Annotated in this window: 12 protein-coding genes; 5 read left to right on the top strand and 7 right to left on the bottom strand. The window is 75.7% G+C overall.

Annotation, left to right across the window (positions count from 1 at the left end; all coding sequences use genetic code 11):
- Positions 1 to 4: 4 nt before the first annotated feature.
- The 3 genes from P3T34_RS12275 to P3T34_RS12265 form a co-directional block, all read right to left on the bottom strand.
- A complete protein-coding gene (locus P3T34_RS12275) occupies positions 5 to 868 on the bottom strand; it encodes an N-acetylmuramoyl-L-alanine amidase (RefSeq protein ID WP_280666071.1) in 864 nt (287 codons plus the stop codon).
- An 8-nt stretch (positions 869 to 876) separates the two neighbouring features.
- Complete coding sequence (locus tag P3T34_RS12270; protein ID WP_280666070.1) at positions 877 to 1,893, bottom strand: hypothetical protein; 1,017 nt, start codon at positions 1,891 to 1,893, stop codon at positions 877 to 879.
- A 120-nt stretch (positions 1,894 to 2,013) separates the two neighbouring features.
- On the bottom strand, positions 2,014 to 2,664 hold the full coding sequence (locus P3T34_RS12265; RefSeq protein WP_280666069.1) for a class I SAM-dependent methyltransferase: 651 nt from the start codon (positions 2,662 to 2,664) through the stop codon (positions 2,014 to 2,016).
- A gap of 195 nt (positions 2,665 to 2,859) precedes the next feature.
- Here P3T34_RS12265 and P3T34_RS12260 point away from each other — a divergent pair, with 195 nt between their 5' ends.
- The gene (locus P3T34_RS12260; protein WP_280666068.1) at positions 2,860 to 3,936 is read left to right on the top strand and encodes an alcohol dehydrogenase catalytic domain-containing protein; all 1,077 of its coding nucleotides are present in this window, start codon (positions 2,860 to 2,862) and stop codon (positions 3,934 to 3,936) included.
- A gap of 57 nt (positions 3,937 to 3,993) precedes the next feature.
- On the opposite strand, the gene P3T34_RS12255 is transcribed toward P3T34_RS12260, so the two are convergent.
- From P3T34_RS12255 to P3T34_RS12245, 3 genes are all read right to left on the bottom strand, one after another.
- Positions 3,994 to 4,146, bottom strand: coding sequence for a hypothetical protein (locus tag P3T34_RS12255; protein ID WP_280666067.1), 153 nt, complete (start codon positions 4,144 to 4,146; stop codon positions 3,994 to 3,996).
- Between the two features lie 171 nt (positions 4,147 to 4,317).
- Complete coding sequence (locus tag P3T34_RS12250) at positions 4,318 to 6,285, bottom strand: prolyl oligopeptidase family serine peptidase (protein WP_280666066.1); 1,968 nt, start codon at positions 6,283 to 6,285, stop codon at positions 4,318 to 4,320.
- Positions 6,282 to 7,922: a lanthionine synthetase LanC family protein gene (locus tag P3T34_RS12245; RefSeq protein WP_280666065.1), complete on the bottom strand. Its 1,641-nt coding sequence runs from the start codon at positions 7,920 to 7,922 to the stop codon at positions 6,282 to 6,284. Before P3T34_RS12245 ends, P3T34_RS12250 begins: the two co-directional genes overlap by 4 nt.
- Positions 7,923 to 8,471: 549 nt before the next feature.
- On the opposite strand from P3T34_RS12245, the gene P3T34_RS12240 reads away from it, so the two are divergent.
- The 3 genes from P3T34_RS12240 to P3T34_RS12230 all read left to right on the top strand — a co-directional run bounded on the left by P3T34_RS12240 (position 8,472) and on the right by P3T34_RS12230 (position 11,260).
- Positions 8,472 to 9,308, top strand: a complete 837-nt coding sequence (locus P3T34_RS12240; protein ID WP_280666064.1) for a Nif3-like dinuclear metal center hexameric protein — start codon at positions 8,472 to 8,474, stop codon at positions 9,306 to 9,308.
- A 61-nt stretch (positions 9,309 to 9,369) separates the two neighbouring features.
- Positions 9,370 to 10,113 carry a C4-type zinc ribbon domain-containing protein gene (locus tag P3T34_RS12235; RefSeq protein WP_280666063.1) on the top strand — a complete coding sequence of 248 codons (744 nt, stop codon included), beginning with the start codon at positions 9,370 to 9,372 and terminating at the stop codon, positions 10,111 to 10,113.
- A 4-nt stretch (positions 10,114 to 10,117) separates the two neighbouring features.
- On the top strand, positions 10,118 to 11,260 hold the full coding sequence (locus P3T34_RS12230; RefSeq protein ID WP_280666062.1) for a bifunctional RNase H/acid phosphatase: 1,143 nt from the start codon (positions 10,118 to 10,120) through the stop codon (positions 11,258 to 11,260).
- Between the two features lie 13 nt (positions 11,261 to 11,273).
- Here the strand turns inward: P3T34_RS12230 and yaaA are convergent, their stop codons facing one another.
- Positions 11,274 to 12,065 carry a peroxide stress protein YaaA gene (gene yaaA / locus P3T34_RS12225; RefSeq protein ID WP_280666061.1) on the bottom strand — a complete coding sequence of 264 codons (792 nt, stop codon included), beginning with the start codon at positions 12,063 to 12,065 and terminating at the stop codon, positions 11,274 to 11,276.
- A 130-nt stretch (positions 12,066 to 12,195) separates the two neighbouring features.
- Between yaaA and P3T34_RS12220 the strand changes: the two genes are divergently transcribed.
- Positions 12,196 to 13,674 (top strand): MFS transporter, encoded by a 1,479-nt coding sequence (locus tag P3T34_RS12220; RefSeq protein WP_280666060.1) that lies wholly within the window; start codon positions 12,196 to 12,198, stop codon positions 13,672 to 13,674.
- Positions 13,675 to 13,680 lie beyond the last annotated feature (6 nt).

Here is a 13,680-nt window from a genome sequence, read left to right as displayed (position 1 = left end):
GCGGTCAGGACCCGCTCGGGACGCCGGTCAGGTAGGCCAGGAACCCGTCGGCGATGCCCTGCGCGGCCTTCTGGCGCCACTGGGGATCCGTCATCCGCTGGGCGTCGCCGGCGTTGCGCATATTGCCGCACTCGATGAAGACCTTCGGCACCGTGGAGAGGTTGAGCCCGCCGAGATCACTGCGGGTGTCCAGGCCCTGCTGGGCGGTGTAGTCCGCGTACGGCTCCCCGGTCTGGGCCTGGAACGTGTCGCGCAGCAGCAGCCCGAACCGGTGCGAGGGCGCGACGATCGGGGTGGTGTCGGCCGCCCCCGCCTTGACCTCGGCGGGCATGATCACGTGGAAGCCGCTGCCCGAGTCCGGTCCGCCGTCGCCGTGGATCGAGAGGGCGGCGTCCGCGTGCGCGGCGTTGCCGATCGCGGCGCGCTGGGTGACGCACGGGCCCCACGGCGTGTCGCCGTCCTGGGTCAGCACCACGGTCGCGCCGAGCCCCTTGAGCAGATCGCGCACCCGGTGCGAGACGTCCAGGGTGAAGGCCGCCTCGGTGTAGCCGGCGTAGGTCTCGGTCCCGGTGGTGTCGCACTCCTTGTGACCGTTGCCGACGTCCACCTGCTGGTTGATCTCGGCGGCGTGCTGGAAGTTGCCGGGGTTGTGGCCGGGGTCGATGACAATCGTGCGGCCGGCCAGCGACTTGGCCCCCGGTGCGGGCGCGGCGCTGGAGCTGGAGCCGGCGCTCGGGACGGCGGACCGCTGCGGGGGAGCGGCGGCCGGGGCGCCGGTGGCGGTGCCACAGCCGAGCAGGCCGGTGAGCAGCAGCGGCGCGGCCGCCAGCAGCCGCAGGTACGGGGAGCGAGGAGTGGAGCGGTTCATAGCGCTGTTCAGAGTCCGTCCGCGTGGAGGGGGTCCAGGCCGTATGACGCCGTCAGCTCGTTCCAGGTGCTGACGAAGCTCTGCAGGGACTGCGTCGCCAGCGGGTAGAGGTTGTCGGCGTTCTGCTTGTCGGGTGTGCTGGGGGCGCTGTGGGCGCCGCTGCAGCCCGTGGCGCTGATCGCCCGGGCCCACGCGCCGTAGGACTGGTCGAGGGCTTCGGACTGCTGCCAGGCGGTCTGCAGGGTCTGCGCGGCGTCGGCGCCGCCGGGCAGGTCGCTGAAGCTGAGCTTGGCGAGGCCGGTGAGCAGCGTGGCGCGCTGGGCGGCGTCGGCGGTGAACACCTGCGCCGCGGCGTCGACGGTGGCCTTGTCCGGGCAGCTGGAGACGATCGCCACCTCGCTGCCGATCTTTGCCGCCTGGTAGCCGGTCAGCAGCTTGTCCAGCGCCTGGGCCTGGGCCTTGGCGTTCGGCCCGGGGGTGGCGCCCGCGCTCGGGCCGCCGATCGGGGTGGCGCTGGGGCTGCTGCTGGGGCTGCTGCTGGGACTACTGCTGGGGCTGCTGCTCGGGGCGGCTGAGCCGCTGGGGGTGGCGGTCGGCGGCTGGGCGGGGGCGCTGGTCGGCGGGGCCGGCTGGGCCTGCGGATGGCCGCTGCCGTCGGCGGCCTGCAGCGCCAGCACGGCGCCACCGCCGACGGCGAGCAGCAGGAGCACGCCGACGGCGAGCAGCAGCGGGGAGCGCTTGGCGCGGGCGTCCGGCTGCTGCGGGGGCAGGGCGGGCGGCGGCGGGAAGCCCTGGGCTGCGGGCGGCGCGGCGGGCGGCGCGGTCGGCGGTGCGGCCGGGGGCGGTGTCGCGGGCCGCGCGGGCGTGGCGGACGCTGCGGGCGCTGCGGGTGCTGCGGACGGCGTGGACGTTGCGGGCTCCGCGGGCGTCGTCGGCGCGGCGGCCGGACGCCGTACCCAGCCGCCGGCGCCGTCGCGCGCGGTCGGGTCCCAGACCGCCGGTGTCGGCTCGCTCTGGTCCGTCATGGTGTGGCCCCCGCCTTCGTGCCTCGCCTGCGGCGTGCTGCTCGCCGCCCTGGACCGACACCGTACCGGCCGATCGGGCCTGGACGGCGGCGGCTCCCGGGCGGCGCGGGGATCAGCGGTTCAGCGCGCCCGGCGCAGTACGCGCAGCGAACCGGTCACCGAGAGCTCCTCGAAGCCCTCGGCGAGCGCCCGCAGATAGACCCGGTAGGGCGCCTGCCCACCGTCGGCCGGGTCGGGGAAGACGTCGTGCACCACCAGCAGGCCGTCCTCGGCCAGGTGGCGTACCCACCCCTCGTAGTCGCCGGTGGCGTGCTCGTCCGTGTGGCCACCGTCGATGAAGACCAGGCCGAGCCGGCCGCCCCAGAGGGCCGCGATCTGCGGCGAGCGTCCGACCAGTGCGACGACGTGGTCCTCCAGGCCGGCCGCGTGCAGGGTCCGGCGGAAGGTCGGCAGGGTGTCCATCAGGCCGACCGCCGGGTCGACCAGGCCCGGGTCGTGGTACTCCCAGCCCGGCTGCTGTTCCTCGGAGCCGCGGTGGTGGTCCACGGTCAGCGCCACCGTGCCGGTCTCCCGGGCGGCGGCGGCCAGCAGGATCGCCGAGCGTCCGCAGTAGGTGCCGATCTCCAGCACCGGCAGCCCGGTCGTGCGGGCGGCCTCGACGGCGGCCGCGTAGAGCGCCAGGCCCTCGTCGGCGGGCATGAAGCCGGTCGCCGACTCGAACGCTGCGAGCACCTCGGGTGCGGGAAGGGACTGCGCCCGGGGGTCGGTCATCTGGCTGCTCCGTAGGCTGGTGGGCGGCGCCCGGTGCGGCGGCACGCCTCGCCCGGGACCCTACTCGATCGTCCGTCCGAGCCGGTTACCGGCCGGTAGGCGGTCTTTCCGGGCGCCGGATGATGCGGTATACAGGAGAATTCCGCCTGGTAGAACAGGTTCTACCTTTGGCCGGCGGCGACCGGGAGGGCCAGCATGCGCGCAGCGGTTCTGCACACGATCGGAGACGACGATCTTGAGGTCCGCGAGGACGTCGAGGCGGTCGGCTTCGGGCCCGGCCGGATCAGGGTCCGGCTGCGCGCGGCCAGCCTCTGCCACTCGGACCTCTCGGCGATGAGCGGCGTGCTGCCGCAACCCGCGCCGTTCGTCCCCGGGCACGAGGGCGCGGGCGACGTGCTGGCCGTCGGCGAAGGCGTGCGCGGCGTGGCGGTGGGCGACCGGGTGGTCCTGTGCTGGATGGCGCCCTGCGGCCACTGCCCGCACTGCCGGCGCGGGCAGGGCCACCTGTGCGTGGACAGCCTCGGCCGGCTGCGCGAGCCGAGCTTCCGGATCGGCTCCGAGACCGACGCCTTCGGCTTCTACAGCACCGGCACCTTCGCCGAGGAGGTGGTGGTCGCGGCCGAGAGCGTCATCAAGGTGCCCGACGACATGCCGTACGAGCTGGCCGCGCTGGTCGGCTGCGGGGCCACCACCGGGCTCGGCGCGGCCGTCAACACCGCGCGGGTCGAGCCGGGCGCCTCGGTCGCGGTGATCGGCGCGGGCGGGGTGGGCGTCGCCGCCGTCCAGGGCGCCCGGGTCTGCGGCGCGGCCCGGATCACCGTGGTCGACCCGGTCGCCTCGCGGCGCGAGCGGGCGCTCGGCCTGGGCGCCACCGACGCGATCGCCCCCGAGGAGCTGAAGGGCGCGGCCCGGAGCCTGCCGTCCGGCGGCTACGACTACGTCTTCGAGGCGGTGGGCCGCGGCGCCACCGTGCGCGCGGCCTACGACGCGGCGCGGCGCGGCGGCGCGGTGGTGGTGATCGGCGCGGGCGCCCGGGACGACCTGGCGCAGTTCAGCATGGCCGAGCTGTTCTTCAACGAGAAGCGGCTGCTGCCCTCGATGTACGGCGGCGGCGAGGTGGCCCGGACGATCGAGCTGGCGATCGAGCTGTGGCGCAGCGGGCGGCTCGATCTGGCGGGCATGATCACGCACCGGGTCGAGCTGGCTGAGGTGAACACGGCGCTGGCCCAGATGCGCAGCGGCGAGGCCCTGCGGACCGTGATCACGCTGTAGGAAACGGTGGGGCCCGGCGCGCATCGCGCCGGGCCCCAAAACGTGCCGAGAGCCTGATCAGGCGGCGGTGACGCCCCGGTGGCGACCGTGCGGGTCGGCCTCGGGGGTGTCGTCGGCGGCGGTGACGCCGCGGTGGCGGCCGTGCATCTGGTCCTCGGAGGTGGCCTCGTCGGCGCCGTGCTCGGTGGTGTCGGTGAGGGTTTCGGACATCTGAATCGTCTTCTCCGTGCGAGGGTGCGGGTCTGTCGTGCCGCGGGAAGTGTTCCCCCGGAGCGCCGCGGTACCCCACGCCACGCCGGGACTCTCACGTCCCATTTCCGTCCGTCACCTTAACCGCCGGGACCGACACCGGGATCATCGAGGGGGTCCGGCGGCCTGCCGTCAGCAGGGTCGGCCGGTGCGCAGGAAGCCGGCCAGCAGCTCGTGCAGCACCGGCGCGCCCTCCTCGGCGAGCACCTCGTGTCCGGCGCCGGCCGCCTCCACGTAACGGAAGTCGGTGCCCTCGCCGCGGCCCAGGCGCAGCAGTTCGAGCCGCAGCGCCCGGGACTGGCCCACCGGTACGACCTCGTCCCGGTCGCCGTGGACGATCAGCAGCGGCGCGGTCAACCGGTGCGCGAGCCGGAGCACGTCGCGCGGGCCGCGCGCGTCGACGATCGGTTCGGCGCCGCCCAGCCGGGCGGTCAGCGCCCGGACCGGCGCCGTGGCCTCGGCCAGCAGCCGCGCCCCGGAGAGGAAGGGGGCCACCACCGCGCAGCGCGAGATCCGCCCGGCGGGCGCGTGGGCGGCGGTCAGCAGGGCCAGGAACGCGCCGTAGCTGACCCCGAAGAGCGCCGGGGCCTCCAGGCCGAGTGCGGCCCGCTGGCCGGCCAGCCCCTCCAGCAGGGTCAGCACGTCCTCCAGGTCCGGGCCGCCCCAGGCGCCGTGCACGGCCATCGCGTGCGGCAGGCCGTAGCCGGTGCTGCCGCGCTGGTTGGGGGCGAGCACCGCCAGGCCCGCGGCGGCCATCCGCTGCAGGACCGGGTCGAACTCGAGCAGCCAGGCGTCGGCCGGGCCGCCGTGCAGCGCGAGCACCAGGTGCGGGCTGCTCAGCCAGGCCTCGCCGCCGTAGCGGACGGCCTCGATCGGTCCGGCCGGACCGGGCAGCCGCACGCTCTGCGCCGGGTGCCAGCGGCCGCCGTCGGCCGGGGCGGCGCTGCCGTCCAGCCGCCAGCCGGGTGGCGGCGGGGTCGGTGGGGTCGGTCGGGGCCCGGGCGCGCTGCGGGGTGCGCCGAGCGGGGCCAGTCGCAGCGGCAGCGGGATGCCGGCCGGCGGGGTGGCGGCCTCGGCGAGCAGGGCGTCCACCTCCAGGGTGGCGAGGGCGGCCGGGCGGTCCGGCGCGGAGTACGGCATCCGCAGCCCGGCCGCCGACCAGTGGCCCACCGCGCCCAGCCGCCCGGGCGGCACCGGCAGCGTGGCGAGCCGGCCGTCGGCGGGTCGCCAGAGGGCGAGTTCGCAGGCGGCGCCGCGGTCGATCTGGACGGCCACCCGGCTGCGCTCGGGCGTGGCGGCCCCCGGCTCCAGCGCCACCGGGCGCAGGAAGAGCCCCGGCAGGTGCAGGCAGTCCGGGAAGCGCACCGGCTCCGGACCGCCCAGCACACCCCAGCCGAGCCGGTCGCCGCCCGGGGCATCGCTGCGCAGCATCAGGAAACCGGTGTCCGGGTCGAACAGCACGAGCCGGTCGTTGCTGCTCTCGCCGATCTCCAACAGCGGTGTTGTGGTGCCGAGTTCGAGGTCGAGCCGGACGCTCTTGACGGCTCCCGCGTGCACCCGGTCCAGCGCCAGCAGGCGACCGGTGCGGTCCAGCCAGACGCCGCCGCCATGCAGGCCGGGGAGCTCGGCGACCTGGCGCGGCGGATCGCCGTGCGCGTCGATCAGCCACCCGGTGGTCAGCGGTCGGCCGTCGGATCCGTGGTCGGTGCTCAGGGCGAGTACGCAGCTGCCGCCGGCCGGTGGCGGCAGCAGGCGCAGCCCGGGCAGGCGCAGGGCGCCGAGCGGCACTTCGAGCGCGGCGGGGGCTTCCGGGGCGGGGGAGAGCAGCACCAGTTCGTGCCGGTTGCCCTCGGGTCTGGCGACCAGCACCCGGCCGTCCGGCAGCGAGATCAGCTGCGACCGCAGGTTCTCCACCCGCCCGGCGGGCAGCCGCAGGGCGGTCGGCCAGGCAGGCGCGGCGCCGTCCAGCCGCCAGCTTTCGACGTACCAGCCGCCGTCGGCCCCGGCGGCCAGGCAGGCGGCGTGCGAGCCGTCGGCCGCGAAGGTGAAGTTCAGCCGGCGCAGCGAGCGGGTCGCCGCGGCGCGTACGGCGGCGGTCACCGGACGGCTGCCCGGGGGAGGTCGAAGCGCAGCAACTCCCCGCCGTAGCGCAGCCGGAGCAGCAGGGCCAGCGCGCCGGCCACGCCCGTCCCGTACGCGGCCGGGCAGCCGGTGCCGGTCTCCTCGGGCAGCACCAGCAGGCCGTCGCGCAGCGTGGAGTGGGCGACCAGCAGAAAGGCCGACTCCAGGGCCGCGCGGTGGAAGGCGTCGTCCCCGGTGGCCTCGGCCAGGTCGAGCAGGAACGCGCCGTCGCCGGCCGGCCCGTGGCAGCCGCGGGTGACGCCGCCGTGGCGGTCCACCGGCACGGCCCGGCCGGCCGCGACGGCGAGGTCGAGCGCCCGCTGCTCGCCGGTGCGCTGCCAGCGCCGCAGCTGGCGGCGGCCGGCTCCCGCCGCGCCCCGGCAGGCGCTCGGGTGGGGCCGGCACCACGGCTCGTGCTCGGCCAGCCGCTGGGCGCGGGCGCTCAGCGCGGGGTCGCCCAGCGCGTCGGCGGCGTCGAGCAGCGCCCGGACGGGTGCGGAGCGGGCGTGGTGCGGGTCGGGGCGCGGCGCCGGGCCGGCCGCGCAGCGCCGTTCGATCCAGGCGGCCGCGGTGGCGGCCGTCCGGGCGGCGCGTTCGCGCACCTCGGGCGGCAGGCCGGTGGTGGCCGAGGCCCGGGCCAGCACGCTGAGCAGGTCGGCCGCCTCGCGCTGCTCGGTGCACGGGTCGTGGGACCGCCCGGTGGGGACGGCCGGCCAGAGCCGGTCGGGCCGGTGCGGGGTGACGGTCTCGGCGAGGTGGCGCAGTCCGTCGCGGACGGCGCGCTCCAGCGGCTGCGTGGTCACCTCCGGCGGCGCCGACGGCTCGGGGGTGGCGCCGAGCGCCTCGCGCACCTCGGGCAGCTGCCAGCGGCGCGCCGGGTCCTCGGCGCGCAGGCCCAGCACGGCGGGCGCGAGCCGGCGGGCGGTCAGCCCGTCGCGGGTGGCCAGGGCCAGCCAGCGGCCGAGGCCCGGCCCGGTCGATCTGGCCGGACGCGGCTGCTCCGGGACGGGTCGGGCCTGCGGTGGCTGCTGCGCGAGCAGCGGGTCGTGCCCGGTGGCGAGCAGCAGGAGCAGGCCGCCCAGCGCGTAGCGGTCGGCGGCCATGGCGGCCCGGGCGGCCTGGCTGTCGGCGGCCCGCCCGCCCGGGTCGGCGCCGCCGGTGTCCGTCGAGCAGGCCGCGGCGAGGTCCTGCAGGCGTGGCAGCCCGTCCGGCGCGACCACCACGGCGCCGGGCGCCAGGCCGCACAGCAGCACCCCGGCCGCGTGCGCCTGCTCGACCAGGTCCACCAGCGCCAGCGCCAGCGGCCGCGCCGCCGCCCACGGCACCTGCGGCGTGCCGTCCCCCGCGAGCCGGGCGGCGACCCAGCTGTCCAGCGCCTGACCGGGGACGCACTCCTGGACGAGCAGCAGCGAGTCGCCCTGCTCGATCAGCCGCAGAGGCTGCGGGGCGATCCCCCGGGAATCCAGCTGCGCCAGCAGTCGGGCCTCCTCGCGCAGCGCCGACCTCGGGTCGGCGCCCGAGCCGCGCGGCGTCCTGGCCTGCTTGACCACGACGTCCTCGCCGGTGCGGGTGTCGACGGCGAGGAACACGCCACCGAGGTCGTCCTGGCGCAGCACCGCGGTCAGCGCGTACCGGCCACCGATCAGGCCCCCGTCACCGCCGGTGCCGGCCGACCCCCTCCCCTCGACGGGGTCGGCCCAGCGGGCGTCGGCGCCGCCTGTCGGCGTCCTGTCGACCGGTTCCGGCCCCCCGGCCGGCCGCAGCGGTGTGACCGCCCCCCATCTGCTTCACACCCCTATGTGTCATGCGGCTGCCCCGGAACCGGTCGACGGCCGTGGCGGGATCAGCCCGGCCACGTGCGGCGGAGCGCCCCGCAAATCCCGAGGGCAACTCCCGTTCGCATCAGTGAAGTTACTTTCCGTGCCGGGGTGGCTCAACGCCTACGCGGTCACTTCACTCGTACGGGTGATCCAGCTCCGGTTCTGCTTCGCCGCCCCTGCCCCGCTCTGGCTTGCGGCCACCGCCGGGGCGGGGCGGCGACCCGCGTGCCCTGCCCGGCAGCGCGTCGGCCCGCCGGTTGACGGGCAGCTGTGCGGTGTGCGGCCCCAGGTCCTCGGCGCGGGCCGCCGCCCCGGCCGGGTGGCTGCGCGCGGTAGTCTCAACGGGTGCCGAAACTGTCCGACGTCATCAGCGTGCTCGAAGAGCGTTACCCACCGCAGTGGGCCGAGTCCTGGGATGCCGTCGGCCTGGTCTGCGGCGACCCCGAGGACCAGGTGAGCCGCGTGCTCTTCGCCGTCGACCCTGTCTCGACGGTGGTCGAGGAGGCCGTGGAGTGGGGCGCCGACCTGGTCGTCACCCATCACCCCCTCTATCTGCGCGGCACCACCAGCGTCGCCGCGACCGGCTTCAAGGGCCGCGTGGTGCACACCCTGATCCGCGCCGGGATCGCCCTGCACGTCGCCCACACCAACGCCGACCACGCCGATCCGGGTGTCTCCGACGCCCTGGCCGAGGCGGTCGGCCTGCGGATCACCGGCCCGCTCGTGCCGGACCCGACCGACCCGGCGGGCCGCCGCGGCGGCGGCCGGATCGGCGAGCTGCCCGAGCCGCTGACGCTGGCCGCCTTCGCCGCCCAGGTGGCGGCCGGACTGCCGGCCACCGCGACCGGCGTGCGGGTGGCCGGCGACCCGGAGCGGCTGATCCACCGGGTCGCGGTCTGCGGCGGCTCCGGCGACAGCATGCTCGGCGCCGTCCACGCCGCCGGCGTGGACGCCTACGTCACCGCCGACCTGCGCCACCACCCGGCCTCGGAGGCCGCCGAGGCCTCCTCGCTGGCCCTGGTCGACGCGGCGCACTGGGCCACCGAGTGGCCCTGGCTGGAGCGCGCGGCCGGCGAACTGCGGGCCGTCGCAGCCGACCGCGGCTGGCCGCTGGAGACCAGGGTCTCCACCCGGGTCACCGACCCGTGGACGGCCCATGCGCCGATGCCCCGCACCCCCTGATCCGCCGGGATCACCCCTACTTCTGCCCCGCTCGACCATCTTCACTTCAGGAGCCCCCCGCTTGAACGCCGCGCCCGCCGACCAGATCCGCCTCCTCGACCTGCAGGCCATCGACGCCAAGCTCGACCAGCTGGCCCACCGGCGCCGCACCCTGCCCGAGCACGCCGAGATCGACAAGGCCTCCGCCGACCACGCCGCGCTGACGTCCCTCGTCGTCGCCGCCGAGGCCCAGCAGGGGGACACCGCCCGCGAGCTGGTCAAGGCCGAGCAGGACGTCGAGCAGGTCGTCTCCCGTGCCACCCGCAACCAGCAGCGGATGGACTCCGGCGCCGTCACCTCCGCCAAGGACCTGGAGAACCTCCAGCACGAGACCGGCTCGCTGGCCAAGCGCCAGGGCGACCTGGAGGACGTCGTCCTGGAGGTGATGGAGCGCCTGGAGTCCGCGCAGACCCGGGTGACCGAGCTGACGGCCCGTCTGGAGCACTCCACCGTCGTCCTGGAGGAGGCGGTGGCCCGTCGCGACGCCAAGTTCGCCGAGATCGACGCCGAGGTCGCCAAGGTCGCCCGCGAGCGCGAGACCGTCGAGGTGGTCATCCCGGCCGACCTGCTCAAGCTCTACACCCGGCTGCGCGAGCAGCAGGGCGGCGTCGGCGCCGCGCGCCTGTTCCAGCGCCGCTGCGAGGGCTGCCGGGTGGAGTTCTCCACGGCCGACCTGAACGCCATCAAGGCCGAGCCGAAGGACGCCGTGGTCCGCTGCGACAACTGCGGCCGGATCCTGGTGCGCACGGCCGACTCGGGCATCTGATCAGATGACGGCCCGCAGGTTCATCATCGAGGCGGACGGCGGCTCCCGGGGCAACCCGGGTCCGGCCGGCTACGGCGCGGTGGTCCGCGACGGCGACACCGGCATGATCATCGCCGAGACGGCCGAGTACATCGGCCGGGCGACCAACAACGTCGCCGAGTACAAGGGCCTGATCGCCGGCCTGCGGGCCGCGTACGAGCTGGACCCGTCGGCCGCCGTCGACGTCCGGATGGACTCCAAGCTGGTCGTCGAGCAGATGTCCGGGCGCTGGAAGATCAAGCACCCGGACATGCAGCCGCTGGCCGCCGAGGCCCGCACCGTCTTCCCGCGCTCGCAGGTCGGGTACTCCTGGATCCCGCGCGAGCGGAACAAGGACGCCGACCGGCTGGCCAACGAGGCGATGGACGCGGGCCAGGCCGGCCGGCAGTGGGCACCGAAGTCCCGGCCCGCCGCCGGACCGGCGGAGGAGATCGAGGCCGCGCCGGCCGCGCCCAGGGCGGGCTGGTCCACGGCCGGCGACCTCGCGACCGCCACCACCTTCGTCCTGCTGCGGCACGGCGAGACCGCGCTGACGCCGCAGAAGCGCTTCTCCGGCAGCGGCGGCAGCGACCCGGAGCTCTCCGCGACGGGCCTGTGGCAGGCCGAGCGGGCCGCCGAGGCGTTCGCCGCGCGCGGCACCGTGCAGGCCGTGGTCAGCTCCCCGATGCGGCGCACCCGGCAGACCGCCGGCGCCGTCGCGGCCCGGCTGGGCCTGGAGGTGCGGATCGACGAGGGCCTGCGCGAGCTGGACTTCGGCGACTGGGAGGGCCTGACCTTCGCCGAGGTGCAGCAGCGCCACCCCGAGGACCTCAACGCCTGGCTCGGCTCCAGCAAGGCCAAGCCGACCGGCAGCAGCGAGAGTTTCGCCACGCTGGCCCAGCGGATCGGCGTCACCCGGGACCGGCTGCTGGCCCGCTACGCCGGCAAGACCGTGCTGGTCGTCTCGCACGTCAGCCCGATCAAGACGCTGGTCCGGCTGGCGCTGGGCGCCCCGCCGGACGCGATGTACCGGATGGAGCTCGCGGCGGCCTCGGTCAGCGCGGTGCAGTACTACTCCGACGGCAACGCCTCGCTGCGCCTGCTGAACGACACCAGCCACCTGCGCTGAGCCGTTCTGTCGCTCAGTGGACGTCGGTCACCACGACGTCCAGCTGAAACGGCTTGCGCGCGGTGCCCTGGGCGGCGACCTCGACGGTGTAGCCCAGCGCGTGCAGCGCCTCCAGCAGCTCGCCCGGCGTGGTCGGCTCGGCGCCGGAGACCAGCAGGTCGCGGACCAGCCGGCCCTTGGTGGCCTTGTTGAAGTGGCTGACCACCGACCGTTTGCCGTCCCGCTCCTGCAGCACCCGGACGGTCGCCGTGCGGGCCACCACGTCGCCGTCCGGCTTCCAGGACGCCGCGTACGCCGCGCTGCGCAGGTCCAGCACCAGACCGTTCGCCTCCGCCGGGAGCACGTCCGCCATCGCGCGCCGCCAGTATCCGCCGAGCGCCCCCAGCGGCGGCAGTTTCACCCCGCCCGAGCAGCGGTATGACGGGATCCGGTCGCTCACCCGGACCGCGCCCCAGAGCCCGGAGAAGACCAGCAGCGAGCGCTCGGCCCGCGCGTAGGCCGCCTCGTCCAGCTTGGCCAGTCCGAGCGCGTCGAACAGCACCCCCGTGTACACCTCGCCGGCCGGCAGCGTGCCCGCCGTCCGCAGCCCCGCGTTGCGGGCGATCTCGCCGCGCAGGCCCTGGCTCAGCCCGAGCACCTCGGCCGCGGTGTCCTCGCCGCCCCGGCACAGCTCCACCAGCGCGTCCAGCACCCGCCCGCGCGCCTCGGTCAGCCCCGGCAGCGACAGCTCGCCGAGCTCCAGCGGCGCGCCCTCCAGGGTCGGGGCCTTGCCCTCCGACGGCGGCAACAGGACCAGGAACGGCATCGGTGGATCCCCTCAGAAACGTGCGGCTACATGCAGCAATCTACCGGGCCGGCACCCGGCCCCGGCGGCTCCGTGTCACGTACTGAGACCCGACTGCCGTGATTCATCCCATGAATGCGACACTGCATAGGTGACCGAAGCCACCGCCAACCTCACCCGCCGCAGACGGCTGCTGATCCTGGCCATCTGCTGCATGAGCCTGCTGATCGTCGGCCTGGACAACACGATCGTCAATCTGGCACTGCCCTCGATCCAACGCGACCTGCACGCGCCCGCCTCCGGCCTGCAGTGGATCATCGACGCCTACACCCTGGTGCTGGCCTCGCTGCTGATCCTCTCCGGGTCGGTCGCCGACCGGATCGGCCGGCGCCGGATCTTCCAGACCGGCCTGGTGCTCTTCGTGCTCGGCTCGCTGCTCTGCAGCATCGCCCCGAGCCTGGGCTGGCTGATCGCCTTCCGGGCGCTGCAGGCCGTCGGCGGCTCGATGCTCAACCCGGTCGCGATGTCGATCATCACCAACGTCTTCACCGACCCGCGCGAACGGGCCCAGGCGATCGGCGTCTGGGGCGGCGTGGTCGGCATCAGCATGGCGCTGGGCCCGATCGTCGGCGGGGTGCTGGTGGAGAGCGCCGGCTGGCCGTCGATCTTCCTGATCAACGTGCCGATCGGCCTGCTCGCCTGGCTGCTGGCCGCGCGCTACATACCCGAGTCGCGGGCCGCGCGGCCACGCCGGCTCGACCCGGTCGGCCAGCTGCTGGCGGTGGCGGCGCTGGCCGCCGGGACGGCCGTGATCATCGAGGGCCCCGGCCACGGCTGGACCTCGCCGCTCATCCTGGCCCTGGCCGCGCTGGCGCTGGCCGCCCTGATCGCGTTCCCGCTCTGGGAGCACCACACCCCCGAACCGCTGCTCGACCTGCGGTTCTTCCGCAGCGCGCCGTTCAGTGGTGCGACGGTGATCGCCGTCTGCTCGTTCGCCTCGCTCAGCGGCTTCCTCTTCCTCAACACCCTCTACCTGCAGGAGGTCCGGCACTACAGCCCGGTCGAGGCAGGCCTCTGGACGCTCCCGATGGCCGGGCTCACCCTGGTCTGCGCCCCGATCTCCGGACGCATCGTCGGCGCACGCGGCCCCCGCGTCCCGCTGCTGATCGCCGGCACCGCGCTGGCCGGCAGCGGCCTGCTGCTCACCGGCCTGACCGCCACCACCTCGGCCGCCCTGCTGCTCGCCGCGTACGCGCTCTTCGGACTCGGCTTCGGCCTGGTCAACGCCCCGATCACCAACGCCGCCGTCTCCGGCATGCCGCGCTCGCAGGCCGGGGTCGCCGCGGCGGTCGCCTCGACGAGCCGTCAGGTCGGGCAGTCGCTGGGCGTCGCGGTGATCGGCACCGTGGTCACCTCGGCGGTGGTCGGCCCGCTGGCCGGCGGCCTCGCCCAGGCCAGCCACGCGGGCTGGTGGATCATCACCGGCCTGGGCCTGGTCGTCCTGGTGCTGGGCGCGGTCACCACCACTCCCTGGGCCCGCGCCACCGCCGCCGACGTGGCCGCCCGCCTCGACCCCGAAGCCGTCCCCGCGGCCGCTGTCCGACCGGCCCGATCCGACCGGCTACGATGACCAGTA

Source organism: Kitasatospora sp. MAP12-44 (assembly GCF_029892095.1).
Lineage (GTDB): Bacteria > Actinomycetota > Actinomycetes > Streptomycetales > Streptomycetaceae > Kitasatospora.
The sequence above is the reverse complement of the archived record's forward strand: the minus strand, read 5'-3'. Positions and strand labels throughout refer to the sequence as shown.

Excerpts from the sequence above, each read along its gene's own strand:
- P3T34_RS12275 (WP_280666071.1), bottom strand. The coding sequence starts at position 868 with ATGAACCGCTCCACTCCTCGCTCCCCGTACCTGCGGCTGCTGGCGGCC.
- P3T34_RS12270 (WP_280666070.1), bottom strand. The coding sequence starts at position 1,893 with ATGACGGACCAGAGCGAGCCGACACCGGCGGTCTGGGACCCGACCGCG.
- P3T34_RS12265 (WP_280666069.1), bottom strand. The coding sequence starts at position 2,664 with ATGACCGACCCCCGGGCGCAGTCCCTTCCCGCACCCGAGGTGCTCGCA.
- P3T34_RS12260 (WP_280666068.1), top strand. The coding sequence starts at position 2,860 with ATGCGCGCAGCGGTTCTGCACACGATCGGAGACGACGATCTTGAGGTC.
- P3T34_RS12255 (WP_280666067.1), bottom strand. The coding sequence starts at position 4,146 with ATGTCCGAAACCCTCACCGACACCACCGAGCACGGCGCCGACGAGGCC.
- P3T34_RS12230 (WP_280666062.1), top strand. The coding sequence starts at position 10,118 with ATGACGGCCCGCAGGTTCATCATCGAGGCGGACGGCGGCTCCCGGGGC.
- yaaA (WP_280666061.1), bottom strand. The coding sequence starts at position 12,065 with ATGCCGTTCCTGGTCCTGTTGCCGCCGTCGGAGGGCAAGGCCCCGACC.